We start from the raw sequence: 26,799 nt of genomic DNA, 5'->3' as shown, positions 1-26,799 counted from the left end.
GCGTTCTATGTGGTTATTTCAAGAAGAACATAAGAAATTCCTAATTTTTATCATTGTATTATCTCCGCTCATTGACTACCATTGTACCTTTGTGATAGGTCTTTGAACGAAGAACGATTGAATGCTATGTATGAACCAATAAAGAGCTTGTTGTGGGAAATTTTAACGACCCACCTTACTTCGGCCGAATCAGAATGGCTCGAACAGCAGGGCGTAGCTCACCCGCTTGAGTTGATGACCGCTTTTGTGGCCGCACCACGAGTTTTGTCCAAACGTTTCGTCCAGCCCAGTCCCGAACAAGCCGCCGAGCTTGACAACCTAATTGAAGGTTTTTCGGTGGACGGTTGGAGTTTTGTACGACTTAGCCGCGTCTGGCTTTTGAGTTGTTTGGATGCTTCCAACAAAGAAGAATACTGCCGACACATTGAGACGCTGTTTGACACCGCCGAAATGAATGAGTTGGTGGCGTTGTATTCAGCATTGCCGCTATTGGCCTATCCTGAACAATGGCTTTTCCGCGCTACCGACGCCGTTCGTTCTAACATGGGTGTGGTCTATGAAGCGATTGCGCTGCGCAATCCGTACCCGTATCATCATTTTTCCGAATTGGCGTGGAATCAGTTGGTATTGAAAGGGATTTTCAACGACAAGCCTCTTCACCTCATTTACGGGCTCGAAGAGCGAAGCAATGAAAAACTCGTGCTTACGCTTTCCGATTTTGCCCACGAGCGCTGGGCCGCAGGCCGATGGGTTGCGCCTCAAGTGTGGCGACTGACCTCTAAGTTTTTGAACGAAACGTTATTGGAAGACATGAAACATTTGTTTCAGTCAGACGTTGAGTACGACCAACAAGCCGCTGCTTTGGCTTGTTATCATTCCAACTACGAGCCCGCTTTGCAATTATTAGCGAGTTATCCACATTTAGAAAAAGTTGTCAACACCCACCACATTACGTGGACTAATCTTGAATTTTCTGACCTGAATACCTATGTGTCTAAACCATAAAGAATTTGAACAAAATCCTTCTCACTTCGAAGAATCGGAGGAGGTAGTTGCCCAAACCGATTTGAGTTGGGAGTCGCACCGTTCACTTATTCAAGGAATGCGTTTTTTTGACCCCCACATCCACATGGTGTCGCGGACAACCGACGATTACGAAGCCATGCGCGACGCGGGTATTGTCGCCCTTATTGAGCCTGCCTTTTGGGTGGGTCAACCTCGAACAGGTCTTTCAACGTTCAAAGATTACTTTAGTAGCCTTGTGGGTTGGGAGCGTTTTCGCTCATCTCAGTTTGGAATAAAACATTACTGCACGATTGGACTCAACTCACGCGAAGCCAACAACGAGCCGCTTGCAGAGCAGGTGATGGAAATCTTGCCTTTGTATTTGTACAAAGAAGGGGTAGTAGGTGTGGGAGAAATTGGGTTTGATGACCAAACGGCGGCGGAAGAAAAATACTATCGTATGCAGTTAGAAATGGCAAAAAAAGCCAAACTTCCCGTCCAAATTCACACCCCGCACCGCGACAAAAAACGAGGAACCGAGCGCAGCATGGCGATTGCCCTCGAACACGGGATTGACCCGTCGTGGGTGATTGTGGACCACAACAACGAAGAAACCGTCAAAAGTGTACTCGACCAAGGCTTTTGGGCGGCGTTCACGATTTATCCATTCACCAAAATGAGCAACGAGCGTATGGTGAAAATCGTTGAACAATACGGCCCCGAACGTATCATGGTCAACTCGGCGGCAGACTGGGGAATTTCTGACCCGTTGGCAATTCCGAAAACTGCTGTTTTGATGAAACTTAACGGCATTTCTGACGAAACCATTCGACTGGTAACGTACCAAAACGCCATTGATGCGTTTGCCAAAAGTGGCCAAATCGACGTGAGTGATTTTGAAAACGGGCTTACCATTGACCAAAGCCAAAAATTTAATGGCAATACGATTTTGCGCGGCGGCCAAGAACCCGACGCAAAAAAGACGAATACGCTTATCATCAAGTAACGTGAGCAACCTCAAACCCTATTTTCAACTGGCGCGTCCTGCCAACATTGTGACAGCAATCGCCGATATTTTGGCAGGGATGACCATTGCTCAATTTATCTTTGAGCCTTCTCCCAACAGTGCCTATTGGCTCATTCCTGCCACGATAGGCTTGTACGGAGGTGGGGTAGTCATGAACGACGTTTTCGATGCCAAGCTCGATGCGGTTGAACGCCCTGAACGCCCCATTCCCAGTGGCAAAGTTACGGTAAAATCTGCCGCTATATTGGGCATCAGCCTATTGCTTCTAGGTGTACTGGCCGCTGCACAGTTTAGCCTACTGAGTGCTGAAATTGCCTTTACGGTAGCCATTTTGGCCGTCGTTTACGACCGTTTTGCTAAACACAGCGCTTTCTGGGGGCCGCTCACTATGGGGGCGTGCCGAGGGGGAAATCTGTTGTTAGGCATGAGTGCTGTAGCGCCTTCTTTGAACGAGTGGGGCTGGGTAGCCCTCGTCCCTATTGCGTACATTGGAGCGATTACCCTCATTAGTCAAGACGAGGTACACGGTGGCAAACGTCGTTCGTTATACATTGCGGCTTCGTTGTACACCACGGTTCATGCTATTCAATTTTTGGTCGCCTTTCAGCAGGGAAATGCGCCGTTAGCTTTTCTGTTAATTGCGCTGCACGCGTGGTTGGTCGGGCGCCCTTTGTGGACAGCCATTCAACATCCCATTGGTCCCAACATTGGCAAAGCGGTAAAATCGGGGGTTTTGTCGCTTATAGTTATGGATGCGTCTTGGTGCGTAGCTTTTGGGAACTGGCCAGTAGCGCTTGGTGTTCTATTACTACTGCCACTATCCATACTATTGGCCCGTGTTTTTGCGGTGACTTAGCGAGTTTTTACACTTATGAATACCTTACAACAAACTTTTCAGGTTCCATATACCTATTCCATTTTTTTCACCAAACGGCTTTTCGACCCCGCCAATGCCACCCTACGTTCTTTCTTTGAATCGTTTGGACAGGCTGGTTTTCAGCGCAAAGTCTTACTAGCCATCGACGGTGGTTTTCTTGCGCACCATCCAACGCTCCAAAACGAGATGGTGGCTTATTTTGCTGCGCTTGAGCCCCTCGTTAAACTCGTGCCTCAGTTGCTCGTTTTGCCAGGTGGAGAAGCGGCTAAAAATGATACTACGTTATTTGACGACATTGTTGAAGCCATTGATAATTACGGCATTGACCGCCACTCATTTGTCATCGGCATTGGCGGAGGCGCTATTCTTGACTTGGTAGGTTATGCGGCTGCCGTATCGCATCGAGGCGTGAAGCACATTCGCATTCCAACGACGGTTCTTTCACAAAACGATTCAGGTGTAGGCGTAAAAAATGGCATTAACTACCGAGGAAAGAAAAACTTTTTGGGCACATTTGCTCCGCCCGTGGCGGTTTTCAATGACCTTACCTTCCTTCAAACCCTCGACGACCGTGATTGGCGCGGAGGCATTGCCGAGGCCATCAAAGTAGCGCTTATCAAAGACCAAGCTTTTTTTGAATGGATTGAAGCCAACGCGGAAGCCCTTGCCCAACGCAACGAAGAGGTCATGGCCTACTTGATTCACCGCTGTGCTGAAATGCACGTTGAACACATCCGCAGCGGCGACCCCTTCGAATTTGGTTCTTCACGACCGTTGGATTTTGGGCACTGGGCGGCTCACAAACTCGAATACCTCACCGATTTTCAAGTGCGCCACGGCGAAGCAGTTGCCATTGGCATTGCCCTCGACTGCGTGTATTCGACAAAAGTAGGTAAACTCAGCGATGCCGAGCTCCAACGAATTTTGACCGTTATCCAAAAATTAGGCTTTGAACTTTACCATCCCAAACTCGCCGAAAACGATAAAATAAACCTTCGCAACGGGCTTCAAGAATTTAGAGAGCACTTGGGTGGCCGCCTTACTATCATGCTCCTCGATCGCATTGGAAAGGGCGTGGAAGTCCACGAAATGGACGCTGACCTCATTGCCGAATCCGTAGATTATTTAGAAGGAAATTATGCCAATCTGGAAGTAGGCTAACTTCATGACTTGCATTTTTTAATGCCTAAAAAGCCTCGACTCTTCGGGTATTTTTTAGGCATTAACGCCTCTTTAATAGTGGTAATAAATTTTATTCTAATGAAAACTCCCTACGGACACCTCACTTATTGTAGCAATATTCACCCTGGCGAACAATGGGAGAATCATTTTCAAACCTTGCAGGACAACCTTCCTTACATAAAATCAAAACTCTCGCCCAACGAGCCTTTTGCCTTAGGGCTTCGGCTCGCCAATGATGCTTCTATTGAACTATCGGAGCCTGAAAAGTTGGCGGAGTTTAAAGAATGGTTGACCGCCAACGGTATCTACGTTTTTACCATGAACGGTTTCCCCTACGGAGGTTTTCATGCCACGCGCGTCAAAGACGACGTTCATACCCCCGACTGGACCACCGACGACCGCACCGCCTACACGCAGCGTTTGTTCCATATTTTGGTTCAACTGCTTCCCGACGGAATGGAAGGTGGGATTTCGACCTCACCGCTGTCGTATCGCTACTGGTGGGAAACGGATGAAGACAAACAACAAACCATCAAAACGGCCACTGAAAATATCTTACAGGTAGTTGAAACCTTGATAGAGTTACGTCGCACAACGGGCAAACTCATGCACCTTGACATCGAGCCCGAACCCGACGGAATTTTAGAAAATGGACAGGAGTTTATCGAGTGGTACAGCGATTATTTTTTACCAAAAGGTACCGCTTTCTTGGTAGAAAAATACGGCATGACGCCCGAAGAAGGCCAAGAAACACTCCTTACTCACGTCCAACTCTGCTACGATGTGTGCCATTTTGCGGTGAGCTACGAAGAGCCTCAAGCCATTATCAATCAACTCAATGAGCTGGGAATTCGCGTAGGAAAAATCCAAATCAGTTCGGCAGTTAAGATGAATTTAGCGACCGAACGCGCCGAAAAACTGGCGGCCATTCGCGCTTTTGACGAACCTGTATATTTACACCAAGTTGTAGCCAAAACCAACGAAGGTACTTTCCAAAAATTCCCCGATTTGGCAGAAGCCATTCAAAGCGATTCGGATACTCACAACGAATGGCGGATTCACTTTCACGTACCGTTGTTTATTAATTCATACGGCTTGCTTGAATCGACACAGGCTGAAATTGTGAAGACGCTCAATGTACATAAGGCTACGCCGTTTACCCAACACCTTGAAGTAGAAACTTATACGTGGGGCGTGTTGCCCACCGATATGCAAAAACCCATTGGCGAGTCTATTGTCCGCGAAATGCAATGGGTGAATGAACAATTAAAATGAACAAAACCGTTGTCATAGATATTGTTGGCCTAAGTGCCAATTTGATTGGGGAACATACTCCCTTTTTGAGCGAGTACGTTAAATCCCGCCACATCACGCTCATTAAACCCGTTTTGCCTGCCGTAACCACTACTTCGCAGAGTTGTTACGTCACTGGTAAATGGCCTTCGGAACACGGGATTGTGGCCAATGGCTGGTACGACCGCGACGACGCCGAAATGAAGTTTTGGAAGCAATCCAATAAACTCGTGAAGGCCGATAAAATTTGGGATGCCGCCAAACGTCAGGACTCGTCGTTTACGTGTTCAAAGATGTTTTGGTGGTACAACATGTACTCCACCGCCGATTTTTCGGTCACTCCCCGCCCCCAATACCACGCCGACGGAGTAAAAGCCCCCGACTGTTACGCTTATCCTGCTTCGCTGCGCGACGAGCTTCAAAAAGAGCTGGGACAATTTCCCCTTTTTAGCTTTTGGGGACCCAATGCCAATATCAAATCGACGAGGTGGATTGCGGATGCTTCCGTATGGGTTGACCGTAAAAATAACCCTACGCTGACGCTCATTTATTTACCACATTTGGATTATTGTTTACAAAAATTCGGCCCTGATTTCTCTAAAATCAGCAAAGAATTAAACGAAATCGACCAAGTGGTAGCCGATTTGGTAAAATACTACGAATCCAAAAACACCCGCATTATTTTACTTTCTGAATACGGCATTAACCCCGTTCACCGTCCCGTTCATATCAATCGTATTTTGCGGGAAGAAGGGTTGATTTCGGTACGTACGGAGCGTTGGTATGAGCTTTTGGACGCGGGAGCTTCTAAAGCTTTTGCCGCTGCCGACCACCAAATTGCCCACATTTATATCAATGACCCCGCCGTAAAAGCGCAGGTGAAAAAACGCCTCGAACAAACCGAAGGTATCGAACTTGTACTGGACGATGAAGGTAAAAAAGTGCACCACATCGACCACGAGCGGGCAGGCGACTTGGTTGCCGTAGCCAAGCCCGATAGCTGGTTTACGTACTACTATTGGTTCGACGACGCCAAAGCACCCGATTACGCGCATTTGGTGGACATTCACCGCAAACCAGGCTACGACCCCGTCGAGATGTTTATGGACCCCAAAAATCCGTTTATCAAACTCAGAGCGGGGTATAAATTAGCGCGTAAGTTGCTCGGTTTCCGTTATTTAATGGACGTTATTCCGCTGGATGCTACGCTCATTAAAGGTTCTCACGGAGGCATCAGCGCACCCCGCGAGTTTTATCCCATTTGCATTACAGACACTCCCCTCACCCAAGCCGAACTCCAAGCTACGGATGTCTATGACGTAATTTGGGAGCATTTGTTTGAGAAAGCATAAGTTGGTTTTTTATCCGAGAAAAATGGGCTATTATTTCTTTTTTCTCGGATAAAAAATCTCATTATTTTTGATTGATATTACCCTTAATCTTTCAGCCAAGCTGATTTTGACCATTCCCAACGAATCCGTAACATACCTTCCCTTAGCCTCTCCAGCTTTATGTTTGTTTAACCAAATAAACGCACTCGGCATTGGCCTATTATCCTGAGCATCTTTTACATACACGACGAGACTATCCTTTTCCGTGGGAGTAAACTTTGCTTCATACCCTCTTTCTCCAAAGAGTTTTTCTTGGGCATTTGCGCTACTGCACAAAAAGCAAAAAAGATAAATGAAGATGCGTTTTTTCATTGGTTAATTCCTCGCCGTAGGGTGGTCTTTGTACGGTAATTGATACATCTCCTCAAATAAATACACCCTCCATTTCCAAAAAAAAATGGGGTTTTTATGAAATGTCCTGTAGAGAATAGTATCGTTTGGGTGCGTTTTTTTATAGTCTTCAAATGACATTTTTATGTCTTTATACTTAAATCCACCAGATAAAGAGTGTTTAAAGCCACTGTTGCCACTCACAAATTTATACTTCCTCGCATCTCCCATAAAAGTGTCTGTATAAGTAAGCATTCCCATAATCCAGCTGCCTATACCGGTATTGCAAAGGCCAATAAACACCACTAAAATAGCGAACACAAAAAACTTCTTTTTCATTATTATTCAGGAAATTACGCCCTTTCAAGGTTAGATAAATATCAAAAACGCTTTATCTCTGTAATCATAACATTAGACTCACATCAGAAGACGCACAAAACTATTTACTTCAAATGATAAAAAATCCACCCTAGGGTTGATTTTTATGACACTCAAGGCATATATCTACTATTTCCCACACCTTTATTATGAAGAATTTTTCACTAACACTACTAATCTTGGGGCTATTCATCCTCAACAGCTGCCAACCCAAAGAAGACGCTTTGCCCGCTCCCACCACCGAAGGGCTAAATACCTTCGGCTGCAAAATAGACGGAAAAGTATGGATTGCGAACGGCATTCGGAATGACCAAGGGCCTGCCGCCAAGGCCATCGAAGTTGAGTTTAAGCGATTGAGCGCTACTACTTTTTATTTGTTTATCCATACCAATGCCAGCACCAAAGACCGCGTTCAGCTAACGCTACCCAAAGGGGTCGTGGGTACTAATCTATTGGAAGATTTGTATGACAAACCTTTCGGGATTTATTACGACAACAACTTTAAGATTTTTAAGACAAAATCATCCAATCCTGGACAAGTCGTCATCTCCCGATTGGACACCGTGAACCGAATCGTCTCGGGCAGATTTGCTTTTGATGCTGAATTTGTTGTTTCCAAAGAAACCGTAAAAATTACCGAGGGTCGATTTGATGTTAAGTATGAGTGAGTGAAATTTTATATTTTTGGCAATGCTCTAGCCATGAATCGCTACAATTGAATACACATGAGTAACTTAAATTTCGAATCTCTTACCCACAAAATTGCCGAAGCGCACTACTTCTTTCAAAAACAGGTTGTTAGACAAGTGAATACAACTTTGAGCCTCCGCAACTGGCTTTTAGGCTATTACTTGGTGGAATACGAGCAACAAGGAGCTGACCGTGCTAGTTATGGAGAAAAACTTTACCGTTCGGTATCTAAATCCCTTAGAGAAAAAGGCCTAGTTGGGATGTCTTTTACCAACTTACATCTCTTTAAACAGTTTTACCTCACTTACCCTCAAATTGTTCAGGCAGTGTCTGAACAATTTAAAATTAGAATAACTATTTCAAAAAAAGACGTTCAGCCCAGTTCACTATCACCTGATATAGAAACATTACTTTCAAAACTTACTTTTTCTCATTTTATCGAACTACTCAAAGCCGATTCTGCCCTAAAGAGGGCTTTTTATGAAGTAGAATGCTTGAAAAACAATTGGTCAGTCCGAGATTTGCAGCGGGCTATGGATAGTCTTTTATATGAACGGACAGGGCTCAGTTTAGATAAGAAAGAAATAGTAGAAGCGCATGGAGGCGCAACCATTCCTTCGCCCGCCCAATTGGTTCGAGACCCCTACATTCTTGAGTTTTTAGAACTCCCTGAACTCACTCAATTTTCTGAAGTTAAGCTCGAAACTAGCATTATAAATAACCTGCAAACCTTTCTTATTGAAGCTGGACGAGGGTTCTGTTTTGAAGCTCGTCAAAAACGGATAACATTCGATAACACACATTATAAAATTGACTTAGTATTTTATCACCGAATTCTAAAATGCCATGTACTCATCGATCTAAAAATTGGCGAGTTTACTCACGCCGACGCTGGACAAATGAATGTTTACCTTAACTACTATAAAGAAGAAGAAATGACTGAAGGAGATAATCCTCCCATTGGTATCATTCTATGTTCAACCAAAAATGACACACTTGTACGATATGCCACTGGAAACTTACCTCAACAGATTTTTGTCAGTAAATACCTCATCAATCTACCCAACGAAGAAGAAATCAAGAAAATAATCGCCAAACATAGCTGACTCAATCTATTAAAACTTGGACGGGTAGCCGTTTGACTACTTAGTTTCTATTTGAACAATACACAAATCAACTCCCCCATTCCGCCACATTCTCCCCCAGATTCGGTATCTTTGCGGAGTTTTTTTATTTCAAGTTAGTTTGATAACGTGTTTGTTGTACGACTAACTAATAACAATTAACGGTGGCTTGCCACTAAGTATCATGAACCTGTTTAACGTTTATCCGATTTACGACATCGAACCCGTCCAAGCGCAAGGCTCTTGGCTCTGGGACAGCAAAGGCGAGAAGTACCTCGACCTTTACGGCGGTCACGCCGTGATTTCGGTGGGTCATTGTCACCCCCATTACGTCGAAAAAATGACGGAACAGTTGCGACGAATTAATTTCTACTCCAACTCTGTCAGGATACCGTTACAGGATGAATTGGCGCAAAAATTAGGCGATTTGGCTGGCTATCCAGATTACACGCTCTTTTTGTGTAACTCGGGTGCCGAAGCCAACGAAAACGCCATTAAATTGGCCTCTTTCTACAACGGCGGCAGCAAAATAGTTGCCTTTACCAAGTCATTCCACGGCCGTACGGCAGGGGCAGTTGCGATGACCGACAACCCGTCGATTGTTGCTCCTGTCAACTACAACAAACACGTCACGTTTTTGCCGTTCAACGATGCTGAAGCCGTGCGTCAACACGACATGACTGACGTATGTGCCATCATTGTAGAAGGTATCCAAGGCGTGGGTGGCATTCAAGTGGCATCGGAAGAGTTTTTGCGGGCCATTCGTCAGAAATGCGACGAGAGCAACGCTACCTTTATCTTGGACAGCGTACAGTGCGGTTATGGACGTTCGGGGAAATTTTTCTCAAACCAACACTACACCGACCTTCACGCCGACCTATACACCACCGCCAAAGGCATGGGCAACGGCTTCCCAATCGCGGGTGTATTGATTTCACCTAAATTCCAAGCTAAATACGGCATGTTGGGTACGACTTTCGGTGGAAACCATTTGGCTTGTGCGGCGGGTATTGCCGTGCTCGACATCATGAAAGACGAAAACCTCATGGACAACGCCGTCGAAATTGGCGACTATTTGATGAAAGGTATTGCGGAAATCGGAGGTTACAAAGAGCTTCGCGGACGTGGGTTAATGATTGGAATCGAATACGATTTCGCCATCGAAGACCTCCGCAATAAGCTATTGTTCGACTATAAATTATTCACGGGCGTAGCAGGCAAAAACACCATTCGTTTGTTGCCGTCGCTTGCGCTCAAAAAAGAAGAAGCTGATTTATTCTTAGAAGCGTTGAGCAAAGAAGTTCGCGTTTTAGCTTAATTCAGCTAGTCCCAAAATACAGCGAAGTTAGTCCCGAAATACAATTCGGGACTCCAACGGTATAACGTCTCCGACGTTTTTACCCACCATAAAAACCCTGAAAGAGTAATCTACCTTTTTCAGGGTTTTTTTTTATTTATTTTTACTAGGCCGAACGTACATAAAATATCGAATGGTTAGAGGAGCTACCTCTTAGTAGAAAAATGAATCAAATCTACCCCAAAGCCCCATCGGGGCGGCCGACGTTCGGTGAAAGATGTCACCCCGATGGGGCTTTTGGATGGCCTTTGCCCTTTTTTTCTACTAAGATTTAGCCTCGCTGAGGCTACTTTTTTTAATGCGTTCAACCTGTTATTTTACTAGAGAAAAGCTTTTAAAAAAACTGGATATGTTAACAAAAACCTCCATTGAAGATTATTTTAAGTCCGAAGAAAAATCCGTTTACAAACATGAATACCACGACGGAATTATCAAGAAAATAAAAACTCGAACTTTCATAAGCGGCCATTTATCAACAAAAATCACCACACTAGTTACCTTTTTTTTAGAAGAAAACGATTTGCTATATTTGGTCAATGGTAGCGACACTAAAATCCGAATTGAGCAGTACAACAAGTTTGTGTATCCCGATGCGGTGGTAATTTGTGAAAAACCATCATTTTACCAAAACCGAAAAGATACAATTACCAACCCTCTAGTTGTCGTAGAAGTGCTGTCCGATTCCACCAAAGAGTACGACCGAACCCTCAAATACGAGTATTACCGCACCATTCCAAGTTTCAAAGAGTACGTATTGGTGCATCAAGACCGAAAACACGTATCGGTCTATACCAAACAACCCGATGCCACCTGGATTGTCCGCGACTACGACGGCGACGATGCCACGGCTATTTTGTACGCTATTCAGCAATGTCCGCTTTCTCTCAAACGGCTTTATAGAGGACTAGAAATCGCAAATCCATAAAAAAACCGCAAAGCACATACGGCCTTGCGGTTTTGAGAGGAATTCGACATTCTCCTACATTCTATCGGGTACTTCAATCCCCAAGAGTTCCATCGCTTTACGAATCGAATCGGCAATGGCTTGAGTCAGCAATAAACGAACGTGCTGTGCTGCCGCATTTGGTTCTTGCAAAATCGAAACTTCAGCGTAAAACGTATTATATACCTTCGCCAATTCGTACGCATACTGCGAAATCAACGCGGGCGAGTAGTTACGACCTGCATCCGACACGCGGTCAGGGAATTGCGTAAGGGCAAAAATCACTTCCTGTTCAGAGGCCGCCAACGCTACCGTCGAGGCAGGTTTGGCCCAGTCGATTCCCAACTGAGTTGCCTTACGCAATACCGAACGCGTACGGGCATGGGTGTATTGAATAAACGGCCCCGTGTGTCCGTGCAACTCCACTGATTCAGCAGGGTTGAATAACATCCGTTTTTGTGGGTCAACTTTCAGCAAATAATATTTCAACGCCCCTAGTCCAAGCATCGAGAAGAGCTTTTGCTTTTCGGCCTCCGTAAAATCGTCGATTTTGCCTTTGGCATTTCCTTCTTCGGCTGCGGCGGCGGTTACTTCTGCTACGAGTTCGTCGGCGTCCACCACCGTTCCTTCCCGCGACTTCATTTTTCCCGATGGCAAATCCACCATGCCGTAGCTAAGGTGATAACAGCCGTCGGCGTAGGTACGACCAAGGCGTTTTAGGATAGCAAAAAGCACTTGAAAGTGGTAATCTTGCTCATTTCCTACGACCCAAATCGACTTATTGGTAGAGAAATCGGTAAACTTCAAATCCGTTGTACCCAAGTCTTGGGTAATATAAACCGACGTACCGTCGCCGCGCAAAACCAGCTTTTCGTCTAGCCCTTCTTCGGTCAAATCAATCCATACCGAATTATCCGCCTTTTTGAAGAATACCCCTTTCGCCAAACCTTCCTCGACGGCGTCTTTTCCAAGCAAATACGTATTTGATTCGTAATACGTCTTATCAAAACTTACGCCAATTTTTTGGTAGGTATCACTAAAACCAGCATACACCCACTCGTTCATGGTTTTCCAAAGCGTTACGGTCTCTTCGTCGCCTTGCTCCCACTTGCGGAGCAATTCTTGCGCTTCGAGCATCCACGGCGCTTTTTTCTCCGCTTCTTCTTTGGTCATTCCCTCAGCTACAAGGGTTTGGATTTGCTGTTTGTATTCTTTGTCAAACAACACATAATATTTTCCAATCAAGTGATCCCCTTTCATCTCTGCCGACTCAGGCGTTTCACCATTGCCCAGTTTGGCGTAAGCCAGCATCGACTTGCAAATGTGAATCCCACGGTCGTTGACAAGGCAAGTTTTAGTGACGTCGTAGCCGTTGGCTTTCAAAATACGGGCTACCGAATCCCCCAAAAAGTTATTCCGTAAGTGTCCCAAGTGAAGCGGTTTGTTGGTATTGGGAGACGAAAATTCCACCATCACCGACTGCCCATTGGGAGCGGCAAAGCCGAAGTTTTCGTCAAGCGCCAAGGCGTTGAGTGCTCCAACCCAAGCTGATTCGTCAATACTTAGGTTCAAAAACCCTTGTACGACGTTGAAATTGCTCACTACTCCCGACTTCTCCAACACGTACGCTCCCAGTGCGTTTCCTATTTCAATAGGAGGTTTGCGGAGGCTTTTGGTGTACGGGAACGTTACGAATGTATAAAAACCTTCAAAATCTTTTTTGGTAGGTTGAAGTGCGATTGTTGGCTCTTCAACATTATAAATCTCCTTTAATGCACTTTGGAGAGAAGTTTTGATAATGGCTTCGATTTGCATAAGACGTGGTTCGTTGGTTGCTCCTCCTAGTAAGCGGAGACAGCTAAATAAGCCGCAAAAGTACGGCAAATTCGACAAGCAAATACTTGTATTCCCAAAAATTGGTTCTATTTTCGTATCATTCTCCACATTTAGCTTTGCCATGAAATGAAAAATAAGGTAGTTACGCTCCTGTTATTGGTCATCAGTTGGCTAACACTCCCTGCATCGGCGCAGTTGGAACAGTCAGTACGTTTAGAATTTAAAGTAAACCAAAGCCTCGAAGAGTACTTCGATGTCACTCCTTTGGACGAAGATGGGCTGCTAGTGACCCAGCGTAAAGAAGAATATTTTAAAAAAGAAAAATGGACATTTTACCGCTTCGACAATTTGCTGAAACAGCGGTGGATGTCAGAATTTACCCTAGAAGACCAGCTTCACCCGATTAAGTCGTACCACAATCAGCACTTTTTGTATTGGCTACTTCAAGAAACCGATACCGACAAAGTAATGGTATTGCGTCTTGACCTTCAAAATGGCGAAACTGAAACTTTTAAAGGAGATTTGCATACCCGCGCTGACATCGTTCACTTCAAAGTACTTGGCAATGTGGCTTTTATCGGCGGTTATCACAACAGCCGTCCCATGGTGATGGCTTTTTCATTTTTTGACAAAAGCGTAAAAGCGCTGCCGTTTTTGTACACCGCCAATACCGAAATCAGCAACCTCGAACTTGACGAACAGCAAAATCAGCTCCATGTGTTGCTTTACACTACCAAGCGCGGCGATTGCCATTTTTCCATCAAAACCTACTCGTACGAAGGCAAACTCGTCAAAACCACTGCCATGCCTTTTGAAAACGATAACGGGCTGATTACGGGAAAAATCTTATCGCTCGACGAATCGTCGTCGCTTATTGTTGGCAATTATGCCCAAGGTTGCACGCAATATTCGCAAGGATTGTATTTTGCTAAAATCAAAGATGCCGAACCCGAAGGTTTTCAATGGGTTGATTTTTCTAAGCTAGAAAATTTCTTCAACTATCTCAAACCCAAGCGAAAACAACGCGTAGTTGAAAAAATTTCTAAACAAAAAGAAGAAGGAAAAGAGCCCAAGTTTCGTTACCGAATGCTGGTACATGACATCATTAAAAATGGAGAGGAGTTTATCCTAGTGGCCGAAGTTTATTATCCTGTGTATAAAAGTGGCAATATGTACTACGGTGGTGGGAGATCAAACATTCACCGCGAATACGATGCTTTTCGATACACCCACGCCATCGTTTGTGGGTTCGACAAATCGGGGAAGCTTCTGTGGGACAACTGCTTTGCCCTCGAAAACGTCGAGAACATTGAGCTTTTGCCAATGGTGCAAGTCACCCGCCGCGACGGATTGCTGGTCTTGGCGTATCCCAAAGAAGAAAAAATTCATACGGAGGTCATCGAACGCAGCCGCGTAGTACGGGAGAAAGAGATTCACGAACTAAAGACGGCCGTTGAAGGTGAAAAAATTGTTGACAGTGAGCAGGGCGTATTAGCGGCTTGGTACGACCGTTTTTTTGTGGCGTACGGATACCAGAAAGTGGGTGGAGAAAAGTGGGCAAGCGGTTCTCGCGACGTTTTTTATGTCAACAAACTCTCATACGACCCCAACGCTCCTCGCCCAGATGCCAAAGCAGAAGCGAAGAAAGAAAATTAACGTAACATCAACTTTTCCAGTACTTTTTCGGCCGTTGCCTGAATGGCAGGAATAGCCACTGAGTTTCCAAACTGTTTATAAGCCGAAATATCGGCCACTACAATCTTAAAATCCTCAGGGAAACCCTGTAAACGCGCCCATTCACGCGGGGTCATTTTGCGGATTCCCTCCCGATTTATTTCGCTTTTGATGCGCGTTTGGGGCGTAAAATCCGTGAGCCGATGGTCGTACACGAGGTTTCGCTCCCGCCCCATACCCCCAACCACGATGGCATTGGCCACGCCCTCGTCCGAGATAATTTCGTATCCAAAACCGTTCCCCTTGCTTTCATGGCGTTTTTTATGGTTAATCAACGTTTGTAAATACTGAGTCGATAAATAATATTTTGCCGAAACAGGCTGTGGCTCTTTTACGTCTCCAAACACGGCTCCTGAATTAGCAGGCGCGGGATACTCAAACGAATCCACGCCCAAGTCGCCACGAAATCCCACGATGAAGATACGTTCCCGATTTTGAGGCACGCCAAAATCACGCGCATTGAGCACGCGAGGTTCGGGCACAAAATAGCCTAAGTCATCGCGCAGGGTCGCAAGAATTGTGGCAAGGGTCTTTCCTTTATCGTGCGTTCGTAACCCTTTGACATTTTCCAAAAAAAACGCTTTGGGTCGTTTTCGTTGGATGACATCGGCAACGTCAAAAAAAAGCGTCCCGCGCGTATCTTCAAAACCTCCACGCCGCCCCGCAATCGAAAATGCCTGACACGGGAAGCCAGCACACAACACATCAAAGCCGTCGGGGATGTGTGCTTTGGTCGATTCGAGTGTGATGTCGCCGTGGGGGCGTTCACCAAAATTAGCTTCGTACGTTTTTTGCGCTTGTGCATCCCATTCACTGCTAAATACACAGCGCCCACCCAAACGTTGTAGGGCAATACGAAAACCACCAATTCCCGCAAATAAGTCGATAAAAGTAAACCAAGGTGTTTTGGAAGGATCCAATAGCATAGACATGATTAATTTTTGAGCACCAGCCACACGCCGCCCATAATCAGCGCAATGCCCAGTACTCGCCACGCATTGATGGGATGAACCGCAAAGCCCACCCACCCAAAGTGGTCGATAAGCACACCCGCCACGAGCTGCCCCGCAATGATCAAGCACAGCAAATTGGCAGGGCCAATGTCTTTGACAATAAAAATAACTGTGAGTACATAAAACGCCCCACACGCCCCTCCCAGCCACTTCCACCAAGCAATAATGCGCAGGGTATCCCACGAAGGCATCGGGGCTTTGTTGAACAAGGCATAGCAAACCAACAAGCCAACCAGCCCCGTCACAAACGAGATAATGGATGAAAGAATAGGATTTTGAGTCGCCAACCGAAGCTGAGCGTTCACGCCCGACTGAAAGGTGTTGGTCACGCCAATCAAAAAAGCTAAAAGCAGAAAAAAGTAATACATGGGAAGCTGTCGTTGAATCTCACGTACAAACTTCCCAAAAATATGTTGGAATAAAAAGCGCGGCTATTTTGAACGGATGGCCTCTACGGGATCCATTCGAGCAGCTCCTAGGGCAGGAACGATACCTGCTACTACCCCAATGATGCTCGACACACTGAGCCCAAGAATGATATTTTGGGGCGAAAGAATAATATCTAAACTTCCTAACGAAATGAAAGACAGCAGATACACCAGCCCAATACCCACCAAGCCACCAATCAAGCTCAAGAAAATGGCTTCAAACAAAAATTGGAATAAAATAAAATAGTTTTTCGCTCCCAATGATTTCTGAATCCCGATGAGGTTGGTACGTTCTTTGACCGATACAAACATGATATTAGCAATGCCAAAACCACCTACCAGAATCGAAAAACTACCAATGACCCACCCAGCAATGGTAATCACGCCAAATACCCCCGACACGGCTTTGGTCGCTGCCTCGGGGCGGTTGATGGAGAAGTTGGTAGTTTGGGTCGGTTTAAGCCCTCTTTTGGTACGCAACAATCCTATAATCTCCGCTTCTAGCTCCACTTGCCCTTCATCTTCAGGTTTTCCTTTGACCACAATATCGACGCTGTTTTCAACCCGATTTTGAAAAGATTTAGCAAAAGTTAAGTATGGCAACAACACCTTGGTGTCGGGATTTCCCGCAATATCAAACAGACTTTTTCCTTTTTTCTTCTGAATCCCCACAATCATGTACTTTAAACCTTTGATTTTAAAGCTTTTTCCCGTCGGGTCAGGGTCGCTTGGGAAGAGATTTTCGGCAATTTCTGCCCCGATAATAGCCACACTACGGCCTGCATCCACTTCTTGTGGGGTAAAGTAGCGGCCTTTTTCTACGGTTACTTCCGAAACTTTGTTGTATTCGTACGACACCCCTTGAAGGAGCGCATCCATGCTATTATTGCCATTTTTTGCCGTTAGTCCACCTTTAAAATCCATCACAACGGTAGCTTCTGCCCCTTCGATGCGTTCGGCCAAAAACTTATAATCGCTGTAGGACGTCTCTGGCCATTGAAAATATTTCCACCACTGGTATTCACCCCCAAAACCCCAAGGCCATTTTTGGACATAAAGTACGTCGGTACCGATTTCGGCCAAGCTCTGACGGATATTTTTTTCCAACGAATCCACAATGGTAAATACGCCCACAATCGCAAAAATCCCGACGGTTACGCCCAACAAAGAAAGGGTAGTACGAAGAATATTTGAGCGAAGTGCTTGCCAAGCAAAACGCAAACTCTCAAAGGTTTGTCGAAAAAACTTCATGGCCGCTAATAGTTAAGTTGTTACGGAATTTTCGGTATTGAAAACAAAATTCGATTTATGACGCTTTTTTCGCAAACATTTTACACAAGTGGCAATCCCGTAGTTTAATTGGTGACGATAAAAGTGGCGTTGTATGTAGTACCAATTCAGAAATTTAGATTTTCTTTGCAGGAAACTCATAGTTAGCACAGTCTATTGTATGAAAATCAGTACCAATTCGCGCACAGACCTTTATGTACATATTGCTCTGGTAGTAGCTCTGGTTGTGGCATTATTTTTGGGGTTCTTTTTCGTGTATTTACCTTTTACAACCAATCACGGACAAAGTATCACGGTGCCTGACCTCAAAGGCATGACCTTAGACCAAATTGAAGACTACCTCGACGACCGTAACCTTCGTTATGAGGTAGCCGATTGTACGTTTGTCGTTGGGCAGAAACCGCTCAGTGTCATTCGACAACATCCCAAAGCAGGAATGCGGGTAAAAGAAGGGCGGAAGTTGTATTTGTATATCACGACCCTCAATGCGCCTAATGTAAAAATGTCGCAGCTAGTGGATCGCACCAAAAACAGCGCCATTGCCGAGCTAAAACGTCTTGGGTTAATGTTAGGCCGTATCAATTACATACCTGACCCCGCCCACGATGCCGTACTAGAACAATTGTACAACGGCAAGCCCATTTTGCCAGGGACACTGATTCCACAGGGGTCTAAAATAGATCTTAACCTAGGAGATGGCATCGGAAATACTGAATTTGATGTTCCTGACGTTGTAGGTAAAACACTCGAAGATGCCCTTTTTGTTTTAAAAGGCTCTAACTTAGGTAAACCACTAATTACATACGTGGATGACCCAAGTCAACCGCCAGGAACTGTCGTTCGGCAAAACCCTGAGGCAGGAGCAGGCAACAAAATTCACGTCGGTGAAATTATCGACTTGTGGATAGTCGGGTCGCCAGATACGCAACAGCAACCACAGAATGAACAACTTTAGAAGTAACGTAACAGTGCAGAAAGGTAGCCATCGCGGCAAGTCATTTATTACGAGAGATAGGGCATTAAACATGTCCCTATCTCTTCTCTTTTTCTTTGGGATACTCCAATCCGTAGCTGCTCAGTGGGTCGTTGTCCCCGTTGGGCCATCGGCTTCTACAAGCCCCCAAAAAGCAGCGCGCACCCAAGCGCTTACCTTGCCTTTTTTTGACGATTTTTCATTGTCAACCAATGGCCGCCCCGACCCCAAATTGTGGCAAAACGGTGGTACCTACGTAAACAACACATTGACAATAGGCCAGCCTACCCTCAATGTCGTTACCTTCGATGGCGCAGACGCCACAGGCCGCCCCTATAACTTTGCTAGTCCCTACGCCCAAGGAAACGGTGATACGCTTACTTCCCAACCCATTGATTTATCTTCGGTTAAAGATACTTCAACTTATTTAAGTTTTTATGTACAATTGCGCGGTTTGGGCGAACTTCCTGACACTACTGATTTTCTCCGTTTATACTTTTTGAATCAGCAAGGAGAATGGAAAAAGGTATGGGACAAAGAAGGTCTAAAACCTGATAACAATTTTAATTACACAAAACTGGCCGTTGAGCCAGAATATTTTCACCCCAACTTCCAGTTTCGCTTTATTTCCTATGGCCGTTTGTCGGGACAATTTGATATGTGGCACTTGGATTATGTTTATCTCAACAGCAATCGTCGGAGTCCTGATCAATTTACCAGAGACGTTGCATATCGCCTTCCAGTCAATTCATTCCTGAAGCGCTATACTGCCATGCCAATCAAACAATACTTGGCCCGCCCCATAGCAGAAACCACTGACTCGCTGAAAAGTGAGATTAACAACCTCAACGACAACTTCAACCCCATTACACTCTCATATACAGTTCGTGATATCTTTAATAATCAACCTTACATAGACCTCGCCCAATTACCTGGAAACATTTCAGCTTTGTCACAAAGACCCGTTATTTTCAAACCTACCCCTATCTCTTTTTCCGATACCCTTAAAAGAGTGGTCTTGAAAACTCAGTTTAAAGTACTTACAACAGACAACCAAGGCTCGTCCATTCCAGGCATTGATTTGCGCCGCAACGATACGATTTCGGGCATAACGGAGCTTTCTGACTACTATGCCTACGACGACGGCAGTGCCGAAAGTGCGGTTTATTTCAACCGTTCGCTGGGGCGTACTGCGGTTCGGTTTACGGTCAATACTCCTGATAATCTTTCGGGAGTTCGGATGAATATCGTGCCAATTGTAAAAGATGTTTCGGGCCAATCCATCACAATTCAAGTGTGGAGCAGTGAAAGAGGTCGTCCTAAAAGTATTTTATACCAAAAAGCCTATAAAGTATCATATCCTGCCCAATTTAACCAGTTTATTGAATTTCCGTTCGATTATGGTGTGGCCGTTCGTGATACATTTTACGTCGGCTGGCTTCAAATTGGGCAAGATGGAATCCCCGTTGGCCTCGACCGCAACAATGCTAACGAAGACAAGATATTTATCAATTCTGGACAAGAGTGGGTACCTTATACGAGTTTCAAAAACGACGCGAGTTTGGCATATTTTCAAGGAAGTTTGATGCTACGCCCCGTATTAGGAACCCTAAAGCCCACCGACCCAGTGACCTCAATCGAACCTACCGAAGAAGCCGAATGGGAGGTTTATCCAAATCCTACCCGAGGCACCGTAAGTTGGAATTCGGGAGATGTAAAATACATTGAAGTATATCAACTCAACGGTACACGATTGCGTTCGCAGCCAGTTCAGCCCGCCGAACGCAGCATTGACTTGACTCCATTAGGAGATGGAATTTATTTTTTACGGCTTTCCAACGAAAAGAAAACTGTCGTGAAGAAAATTTTGTTGAGCAAATAAATTAAGAACAACGATGGATATTACAGTAGAAGAACTAAAACAACGCATCGAAAGCGGCGAAGAAATCAACCTCATTGATGTCCGCGAAGATTACGAATACGAAGCCGATAACATTGGAGGCTTGTTGATTCCATTGGGCGATCTTCCGCATCGCCTCTCTGAAATCGACCACCTCAAAGAGGCGGAGGTATTGGTACATTGCCGCTCGGGCAAGCGAAGCGAAACCGCCCAGCGTTTTATGCAAAGCCAAGGTTTTACGAATGTTCGTAACGTAATTGGTGGTATTCTTGCCTACAACGAACTTGACTAAGCTTCGCCGTACGCCATACAAAAAATGGGGAGCGTTAAGCTCCCCATTTTTGTTTTATACCGACATTACGTCTTGTTCTTTGGCGGTATAAATCGTTTCGATTTTAGCCACGAAACCATCGGTCAGTTTCTGTACGCGTTCTTCGGCGCGTTTTACTTCGTCTTCCGACACTCCCTCTTTTGTCAATTTGCGAAGCTCGTTATTGGTGCTTTGGCGAATGTTACGAACGTTCACTTTAGCCGTTTCGATTTCTTGCTTCACTCGCTTCATCAAATCGCGGCGACGTTCTTCGGTAAGCATCGGGATGCTCAAACGAATGTTTTCGCCGTCGTTGTTGGGCGACAACCCAAGCGAACTATTACGAATCGCTTTCTCAATTTCTCCAATTATCTTTTTCTCGAAAGGCTTTATCGCAATCGTACGTGCGTCGGGGGTGGTTATCGAAGCCACGTTTTGGATAGGCGACATCACTCCGTAGTATTCTACTTGGATTCCGTCTAGCATGTTAGGGGAAGCTTTCCCCGCACGAATTTTCGACAACTCGATCGTCAAGTGCTTGATGGCTCTGTCCATCGTATCTTTCGCATCGTCGAGATACAATTCGATTTCTTCCATTGGTTGATTTACGTTATTCTATTGATAATTATGCTCTAAAGTTAATTCGATACCAGCGTCCCGACAGAATCACCATTGACCAATCTCAAGAGATTTCCAGGCTTATTCATGTCAAAAACAATGATTGGCAAGTTGTTTTCTTTACAAAGCGCAAAAGCCGTCAAATCCATAATTTTTAGGTTTTCTGTCAAGGCTTGATCGTACGTAATTTTTTCGTAGCGCGTCGCTGTTGGATCTTTTTCAGGATCTGCCGTGTAAATACCATCTACCCGAGTTCCCTTCAATACGGCATCAGCGTTGATTTCAATCGCCCGAAGCGCCCCTGCCGAGTCAGTTGTAAAGTAAGGGTTACCCGTTCCTGCACCAAAAATCACCACCCGTCCTTTCTCAAGGTGACGTACTGCCCGGCGGCGAATCATCGGCTCGGCCACTTGTTCCATTTTAATGGCCGACATCAAACGGGTGTACATGCCATGTTTTTCGAGCGAACTCTGAATCGCCATGCTATTGATGACGGTTGCAAGCATCCCCATGTAATCTCCTTGCACACGGTCAATGCCCGATTTTTCGACCGAAGCACCGCGAAAAATATTTCCTCCTCCAATCACAATCGCAACTTGAACGCCTGCATCAACCACTGTTTTTACTTCTTGGGCAAACTGCTGTAGAACGTCAAAGTCGATGACTTGTTTTTTATCGGGGCCACTGAGGGCTTCACCACTGAGTTTTAGGAGAATACGTTTGTATTTAGGTTGTTGCATAATATGATGAAATCGGTTTATTCAAACTCTATAAGTACTTGGTTTTTGTCAACGCTATCGCCTTTGTTGACTTTAATGTTTTTTACCACGCCATCGCCTGAGGATTTGAGGGCGTTTTCCATTTTCATTGCGACCAATACCAACACCACATCGCCTGCTTTTACGACATCTCCTACCTGCACTTTGATGTCCCAAATCAGCCCTGGCATCGGCGCTTTGAGGTTATTTACTTTGTTTTTGGTGCTGTTGTTTATCCCCATTTGTTCCAGCAAAAGATCAAAACGGTCTTTGGCAGCTACGTTATAAATGGTTTCGTTTACCTTTATTTTAAAACTCTTATCGGCGTAGTTGGCTTCTACTACTTCGGCATTAAACGAGCGGTCGTCTTTGATGATATGAAAATGACCATTGTCTAACGCCACCAAATCCCACGCAAACGGTTGCCCATTTAGCGTTGTGGTTTCGTTTTTTGTTTCTACTTCAAAAGCTTGTTGTTCGTTGATGATAACTTTTAACATGGTACTAGGTAGTTTATAAATTGTGAGATGAATGTGCCTACGACTCTACTGCCGAGGATTTCACTCGGCGATTTACTAAATAAATACCCGTTAAAATTACCCCCATTCCCAGGTATTGTTGAAAGCTAATTCGCTCGCCATCCATAATTCCCCAGCCAATCGCTACAATCGGAATCAAGTACGTCACCGACGATGCAAACAGTCCCGAAGCCAATTGAACCACCCGATTAAACAACACTGACGCCAATCCTGAACCTATTACCCCCAACGCCAGCAAATACAACGAAGGCTGCAGGTTTTCGGGCGCTGTTACTTTGGTAAAAAAATCAGTGGTAAACAGTGCAATCAATGAAATAGGGCCGATAAACACAAACGTCCAAGCCGTCATGGTCAAAGCAGGTAAGTGGCTCAACCGAAACGCAATGGTGTTGATATTGACGCCATACATCAGCGTAGCACTCAAAATCAGGAACGCGTAAGGGTCTGCGATGTTGATAGTGCCCGTCAGATTGGATAAAATTAGCAACAATGACCCCATTAGCCCCAGCACAATTCCCGCGATTTGCATGGGGCGGCGCGGTTGGGCAAAAAATAAGACGCCTAACACCAGCGTACAAAGTGGGCTGAGTGAATTGAGCATTCCCGACAACGAGCTATTGAGGCGCGTTCCTGCTTTGGCAAACAAAAACGCAGGAATCACGTAACCCATCAATGCTGATACCAATAGAAACGGAAAACGGTCGAGTGGAATTTGGTTACGGGTTTTGAGCATGATAGGCACAAAAAAAAGCGAAGCTAAAAACAATCGCCCCGCTGCCACTTCCGTAACACTAAACGTTCCTAAGCTCTTTTTAATTAAAATGAAGGACGTCCCCCACGTGAGGGCTACCAGAATCAGTAAAATCCACGCTTGCAAAGGATTTTTAGAAGAATCGTCCACGACAAACTTAGCTTAGTTGATTTTTTATTTTGCAAAAATAGTGGGTTTATTGGATTTTAATGTGCTTGTCGATAAAGTTCATGTATTGTTCCCAGTCGTACAACAAAATATCGTGGCCTCCGTCGCGCAAATGATAACCGATTGTTTGACCAACAGGCGTATTTACCGCAGGCATTTCGGACGTGCCCGTACCCGTTTTTTTGTACAATTGATACACTTTTCCTGCTTCTACGGCGCTCAAAAACTCTCCTTTCGGGTCGGCCCAGGCATCTTTTGACGCACTTGCGACGTAGAGCGGTCGGGGAGCAATCAAACTCAACAATTCGTGTTGGTCAACGGGCATTTCCTGCACCGCTTTGTTGTATTTTCTGTAATTGGCGCAAAACCAATGGGGAAATTGCGTGTTAAGATGTTCGACGGTCTCGCCTATCCATCGACGAGACAATGCCGCTCCCCCTTCGCCCGAATCGTTGGAAATCACCACCGCAAAACGTGGGTCTTCCGCTCCCGCCCACAAAGTCGCTTTTCCGATGCGCGAATGCCCAACGCCAATGATTTTTTTGGCATCTATTTGCCCCTCGTTTTCAATCAAGTAATCGACCATGCGGCTCATACTCCACGCCCATACACCCAGCGCGCTCCATTTTTCGCGCTGCTCAGGCGTCAACACCGCTCGAATTCCTGTTTTCCACCCTTCGGCGTGGTCAGGTTCTAAGTCACCATAATAGGCCGTAGCCACCGCATAACCACGGGCAATAATCGCTTCGTAGGGCCAACGCCGCTCGGCAATGCCGCGTGAGGCGTCGGTCGCACGGTTATTGACAAAGCTTTTATCAAACCCTGCGTTTACCCAATTTTCGGTGACTAAAATATCTTTTTCGTGGGTAGTGCTGTGATTCCCCGTAAAATTGAGGCTGACAAACGCTGGTGCTTTCTTTACATTTTTGGGCAAATACAACAAAACATTCAGCGCCGCAGTAGGCGAAATGGTTGGAAAACGTAGGGTAATTTGTTTGGAAATAGCTTTTCCGCCCAACGCATTTTCGTTTATGGTTTTGACCTCCACCGTACTTTTGATTGTATTTGGGAAAGGATTCACTCCATAGACTTCTTCCGCAAACAGCTTGAGCAATTCGGGGCGACGTGTTTTTTCCCATACCGAAACGGACGTCACGGGTTTCCCATTGGAAAGTTTCAATGGATTGGGTAACGTGTAAGTTGGCATTTGACTTTCGTCGTAATTGACGGGGATTTTTTGCGCAACTACCTTCCCCACTGCCAACCCAAGCACCAAGGCCATAGCTATCTGTTTCATTGGTTATGTGTTTTACAGTATCAATAATGGAAACGACACTGAATAATATGAACACTATCCTGTTTCACTTCATAGACAAGTCTATGTTCATCCGTTATACGACGTGACCAATAACCACTCAAATTACCCTTCAGGGCTTCTGGCTTACCTTTCCCCTCAAATGGAGTCCGAAGGCATTCCTTGATTAGGTCATTAATGCGTTTTAGTACTTTTTTATCAACTTGTTGCCAAAAAACATAGTCTTCCCATGCCTCTCTATCCCATGACAACGTCATTCTTCTAAGAGGTTATGTGCAACAACTTCGCCATTTTTTGACCTTTCAATCGCAGCAAGTAAACGTTCTTTGTTAGTTTCCGAGCTCAATAAATACTCAGTTGTATCCTGTTTTGCTTTTTTTGAAGAAAGTTTCGCCTTGATAAATGGAATACTTGTCAACAACTCCATTACAAAAGCTACCTTATGGTCAGGAACTTCTAACTCAATTTTCATTTTCATAATTGTTTGGTAAACAAATATAAGTTCTAGCAGTAGCTTCGCCAAATTAAGCTGTTATCGTCTTTTTGAGCACTGTGATTCCCCGTAAAATTGATACTGACAAAGGCAGGATCTTTTTTACATTTTTAGGTAAACACAGCAGAATATTCAACTCGGCATTGGAAAACACAGTGGGGAAGCTTCACAAGCCAACCTAAATAACCTTTAAAATATGTTAACAATTTACCAAAGTTAATCTATTGTTTTACCTTTGATTCATAACCATTTACCCGCCAAGTTCAACACATCACAAAATAAAAAGCCACAATTTGTTGCTCCAGAGGAGCTACATCTTCGTAGAAAAGGTAAAAGGTGTCACCCCGATGGGGCTTTTTGGAGGTTTTTGCTCTCTTTTTCTATTAAGGTGTCACCTCTCTGAGGCTACTTTGTTTCTATGCTTATCTATGAACACTCAGCTACTATTTCACAATAAAAGAGAACTTTACGGAATAATACTTATCTGCTTTGTTGCACCTACCCTCTATTTTATCTTTAGCAATTGTACATTTTTAGCATTCGACAGATGCATCATCGGATTTACTGACTCAAAGCCTAGTGCGTTTGGAGTGTTAGGTTGCCCTCCTCACAGTTGGATGCATGTCGCACGCTCTTTTATGATGCGAATAATCTTTACCACCCTCGCCCTATTGGGATATTTTATAAGTAACAAAGGAGGCCGTACTCAGCATTTTTACTACTTACTTTTAGGAGCTATTTTATTTTTTCCTGCTGTCCATTTTACGGGAGTATGGGCAGCTAATTTTGTTCACAGCCCTTTTTGGTTTTTGGAACATAAACAACGTTTTATGGCCATTCCGTTGCCTATTTTGGGCAATTTTTATTATTACCGCTGTATTGAATTTGGCGTTTCTGTGGTTCTTATTTGCCTATACATTTATTGGGGATTTAAGATTCTTTTCAACCATTGGTCGCTATCTCAGCGAATTTCTTTGCTCTTTTTTGGTAGTATCGCCTGTCTATTAGGATATTTATGCTGGTTTTTCTGGTTAGGCCCTTTTTTATTCCCATTTACATTTCATCATTAAACCTTA

Annotated in this window: 28 protein-coding genes; 15 read left to right on the top strand and 13 right to left on the bottom strand. The window is 44.8% G+C overall.

The genetic code is table 11. The features are described from left to right. The first annotated feature begins 126 nt into the window (after window positions 1–126). From K339_RS0112935 to K339_RS0112910, 6 genes are all read left to right on the top strand, one after another. Complete coding sequence (locus tag K339_RS0112935) at window positions 127–1,005, top strand: EboA domain-containing protein (RefSeq protein WP_051397990.1); 879 nt, start codon at window positions 127–129, stop codon at window positions 1,003–1,005. Next, entirely contained in the window at window positions 989–2,011 is a 1,023-nt protein-coding gene (locus K339_RS0112930; RefSeq protein ID WP_028523959.1) for a TatD family hydrolase, read from the top strand. The genes K339_RS0112935 and K339_RS0112930 overlap by 17 nt, the downstream gene beginning before the upstream one ends. Further along, window positions 1,941–2,888, top strand: a complete 948-nt coding sequence (gene eboC, locus K339_RS0112925; protein WP_374754628.1) for a UbiA-like protein EboC — start codon at window positions 1,941–1,943, stop codon at window positions 2,886–2,888. The genes K339_RS0112930 and eboC overlap by 71 nt, the downstream gene beginning before the upstream one ends. Window positions 2,889–2,903: 15 nt before the next feature. Further along, window positions 2,904–4,070 carry a 3-dehydroquinate synthase gene (locus tag K339_RS0112920; protein WP_028523957.1) on the top strand — a complete coding sequence of 389 codons (1,167 nt, stop codon included), beginning with the start codon at window positions 2,904–2,906 and terminating at the stop codon, window positions 4,068–4,070. Between the two features lie 99 nt (window positions 4,071–4,169). Then, window positions 4,170–5,366, top strand: a complete 1,197-nt coding sequence (gene eboE, locus K339_RS0112915) for a metabolite traffic protein EboE (protein ID WP_028523956.1) — start codon at window positions 4,170–4,172, stop codon at window positions 5,364–5,366. After that, complete coding sequence (locus K339_RS0112910; protein WP_028523955.1) at window positions 5,363–6,736, top strand: alkaline phosphatase family protein; 1,374 nt, start codon at window positions 5,363–5,365, stop codon at window positions 6,734–6,736. The genes eboE and K339_RS0112910 overlap by 4 nt, the downstream gene beginning before the upstream one ends. Before the next feature lie 30 nt (window positions 6,737–6,766). On the opposite strand, the gene K339_RS0112905 is transcribed toward K339_RS0112910, so the two are convergent. Beyond that, window positions 6,767–7,087: a hypothetical protein gene (locus tag K339_RS0112905; RefSeq protein ID WP_157607580.1), complete on the bottom strand. Its 321-nt coding sequence runs from the start codon at window positions 7,085–7,087 to the stop codon at window positions 6,767–6,769. 3 nt (window positions 7,088–7,090) lie between these two features. Continuing rightward, window positions 7,091–7,444, bottom strand: a complete 354-nt coding sequence (locus K339_RS0112900; RefSeq protein WP_028523953.1) for a hypothetical protein — start codon at window positions 7,442–7,444, stop codon at window positions 7,091–7,093. A gap of 188 nt (window positions 7,445–7,632) precedes the next feature. On the opposite strand from K339_RS0112900, the gene K339_RS0112895 reads away from it, so the two are divergent. From K339_RS0112895 to K339_RS33580, 4 genes are all read left to right on the top strand, one after another. Beyond that, on the top strand, window positions 7,633–8,151 hold the full coding sequence (locus K339_RS0112895; protein ID WP_157607579.1) for a Riean_0653 family protein: 519 nt from the start codon (window positions 7,633–7,635) through the stop codon (window positions 8,149–8,151). 57 nt (window positions 8,152–8,208) lie between these two features. Continuing rightward, entirely contained in the window at window positions 8,209–9,279 is a 1,071-nt protein-coding gene (locus K339_RS0112890) for a PDDEXK nuclease domain-containing protein (RefSeq protein WP_037300279.1), read from the top strand. 199 nt (window positions 9,280–9,478) lie between these two features. Next, window positions 9,479–10,615, top strand: coding sequence for an aspartate aminotransferase family protein (locus K339_RS0112885; RefSeq protein WP_028523950.1), 1,137 nt, complete (start codon window positions 9,479–9,481; stop codon window positions 10,613–10,615). 388 nt (window positions 10,616–11,003) lie between these two features. Further along, entirely contained in the window at window positions 11,004–11,579 is a 576-nt protein-coding gene (locus K339_RS33580) for a Uma2 family endonuclease (protein ID WP_064750980.1), read from the top strand. Window positions 11,580–11,633: 54 nt separating this feature from the next. Here K339_RS33580 and argS read toward each other — a convergent pair whose 3' ends face one another. After that, window positions 11,634–13,412, bottom strand: a complete 1,779-nt coding sequence (gene argS, locus K339_RS0112875; RefSeq protein ID WP_028523948.1) for an arginine--tRNA ligase — start codon at window positions 13,410–13,412, stop codon at window positions 11,634–11,636. A gap of 147 nt (window positions 13,413–13,559) precedes the next feature. Between argS and K339_RS0112870 the strand changes: the two genes are divergently transcribed. Then, complete coding sequence (locus K339_RS0112870; RefSeq protein ID WP_037300276.1) at window positions 13,560–15,089, top strand: hypothetical protein; 1,530 nt, start codon at window positions 13,560–13,562, stop codon at window positions 15,087–15,089. Here K339_RS0112870 and K339_RS33575 read toward each other — a convergent pair. The 3 genes from K339_RS33575 to K339_RS0112855 form a co-directional block, all read right to left on the bottom strand. After that, a complete protein-coding gene (locus K339_RS33575; RefSeq protein ID WP_084332201.1) occupies window positions 15,086–16,099 on the bottom strand; it encodes a DNA cytosine methyltransferase in 1,014 nt (337 codons plus the stop codon). The genes K339_RS0112870 and K339_RS33575 overlap by 4 nt on opposite strands. Window positions 16,100–16,101: 2 nt before the next feature. Then, on the bottom strand, window positions 16,102–16,548 hold the full coding sequence (locus K339_RS0112860; protein WP_028523946.1) for a DMT family transporter: 447 nt from the start codon (window positions 16,546–16,548) through the stop codon (window positions 16,102–16,104). 63 nt (window positions 16,549–16,611) lie between these two features. Next, complete coding sequence (locus K339_RS0112855) at window positions 16,612–17,859, bottom strand: ABC transporter permease (protein ID WP_028523945.1); 1,248 nt, start codon at window positions 17,857–17,859, stop codon at window positions 16,612–16,614. Window positions 17,860–18,058: 199 nt separating this feature from the next. Between K339_RS0112855 and K339_RS0112850 the strand changes: the two genes are divergently transcribed. The 3 genes from K339_RS0112850 (at window position 18,059) to K339_RS0112840 (ending at window position 21,063) form a co-directional block, all read left to right on the top strand. After that, window positions 18,059–18,853 carry a PASTA domain-containing protein gene (locus K339_RS0112850; protein WP_028523944.1) on the top strand — a complete coding sequence of 265 codons (795 nt, stop codon included), beginning with the start codon at window positions 18,059–18,061 and terminating at the stop codon, window positions 18,851–18,853. Window positions 18,854–18,923: 70 nt separating this feature from the next. Then, window positions 18,924–20,753, top strand: a complete 1,830-nt coding sequence (locus K339_RS0112845) for a T9SS type A sorting domain-containing protein (protein WP_037300273.1) — start codon at window positions 18,924–18,926, stop codon at window positions 20,751–20,753. Window positions 20,754–20,766: 13 nt separating this feature from the next. Beyond that, entirely contained in the window at window positions 20,767–21,063 is a 297-nt protein-coding gene (locus K339_RS0112840; protein ID WP_028523942.1) for a rhodanese-like domain-containing protein, read from the top strand. Window positions 21,064–21,117: 54 nt separating this feature from the next. Here K339_RS0112840 and frr read toward each other — a convergent pair whose 3' ends face one another. Genes frr through K339_RS0112805 form a run of 7 tightly spaced genes read right to left on the bottom strand, consistent with a single transcriptional unit; the run spans window position 21,118 to window position 25,702 of the window. Next, window positions 21,118–21,678 (bottom strand): ribosome recycling factor, encoded by a 561-nt coding sequence (gene frr / locus K339_RS0112835; RefSeq protein ID WP_028523941.1) that lies wholly within the window; start codon window positions 21,676–21,678, stop codon window positions 21,118–21,120. A 41-nt stretch (window positions 21,679–21,719) separates the two neighbouring features. After that, window positions 21,720–22,439: a UMP kinase gene (pyrH, locus tag K339_RS0112830; protein ID WP_028523940.1), complete on the bottom strand. Its 720-nt coding sequence runs from the start codon at window positions 22,437–22,439 to the stop codon at window positions 21,720–21,722. Between the two features lie 17 nt (window positions 22,440–22,456). Next, a complete protein-coding gene (locus K339_RS0112825; protein WP_028523939.1) occupies window positions 22,457–22,957 on the bottom strand; it encodes an acyl-CoA carboxylase biotin carboxyl carrier protein subunit in 501 nt (166 codons plus the stop codon). 37 nt (window positions 22,958–22,994) lie between these two features. Continuing rightward, complete coding sequence (locus K339_RS0112820; protein ID WP_028523938.1) at window positions 22,995–23,897, bottom strand: DMT family transporter; 903 nt, start codon at window positions 23,895–23,897, stop codon at window positions 22,995–22,997. A gap of 46 nt (window positions 23,898–23,943) precedes the next feature. Continuing rightward, complete coding sequence (locus K339_RS0112815; RefSeq protein WP_028523937.1) at window positions 23,944–25,212, bottom strand: alpha/beta hydrolase family protein; 1,269 nt, start codon at window positions 25,210–25,212, stop codon at window positions 23,944–23,946. Window positions 25,213–25,232: 20 nt separating this feature from the next. Next, a complete protein-coding gene (locus tag K339_RS0112810) occupies window positions 25,233–25,487 on the bottom strand; it encodes a Txe/YoeB family addiction module toxin (protein WP_028523936.1) in 255 nt (84 codons plus the stop codon). Further along, window positions 25,484–25,702 carry a type II toxin-antitoxin system Phd/YefM family antitoxin gene (locus K339_RS0112805; protein WP_157607578.1) on the bottom strand — a complete coding sequence of 73 codons (219 nt, stop codon included), beginning with the start codon at window positions 25,700–25,702 and terminating at the stop codon, window positions 25,484–25,486. Before K339_RS0112805 ends, K339_RS0112810 begins: the two co-directional genes overlap by 4 nt. Window positions 25,703–26,151: 449 nt before the next feature. Between K339_RS0112805 and K339_RS0112800 the strand changes: the two genes are divergently transcribed. Next, the gene (locus K339_RS0112800) at window positions 26,152–26,793 is read left to right on the top strand and encodes a hypothetical protein (RefSeq protein ID WP_157607577.1); all 642 of its coding nucleotides are present in this window, start codon (window positions 26,152–26,154) and stop codon (window positions 26,791–26,793) included. Window positions 26,794–26,799 lie beyond the last annotated feature (6 nt).

Origin of the sequence: Runella limosa DSM 17973 (assembly GCF_000482465.1) — a bacterium.
GTDB classification, from domain to species: domain Bacteria; phylum Bacteroidota; class Bacteroidia; order Cytophagales; family Spirosomataceae; genus Runella; species Runella limosa.
Note: the sequence above shows the minus strand (reverse complement) of the source record. Positions and strands in the feature narration are given on the sequence as shown.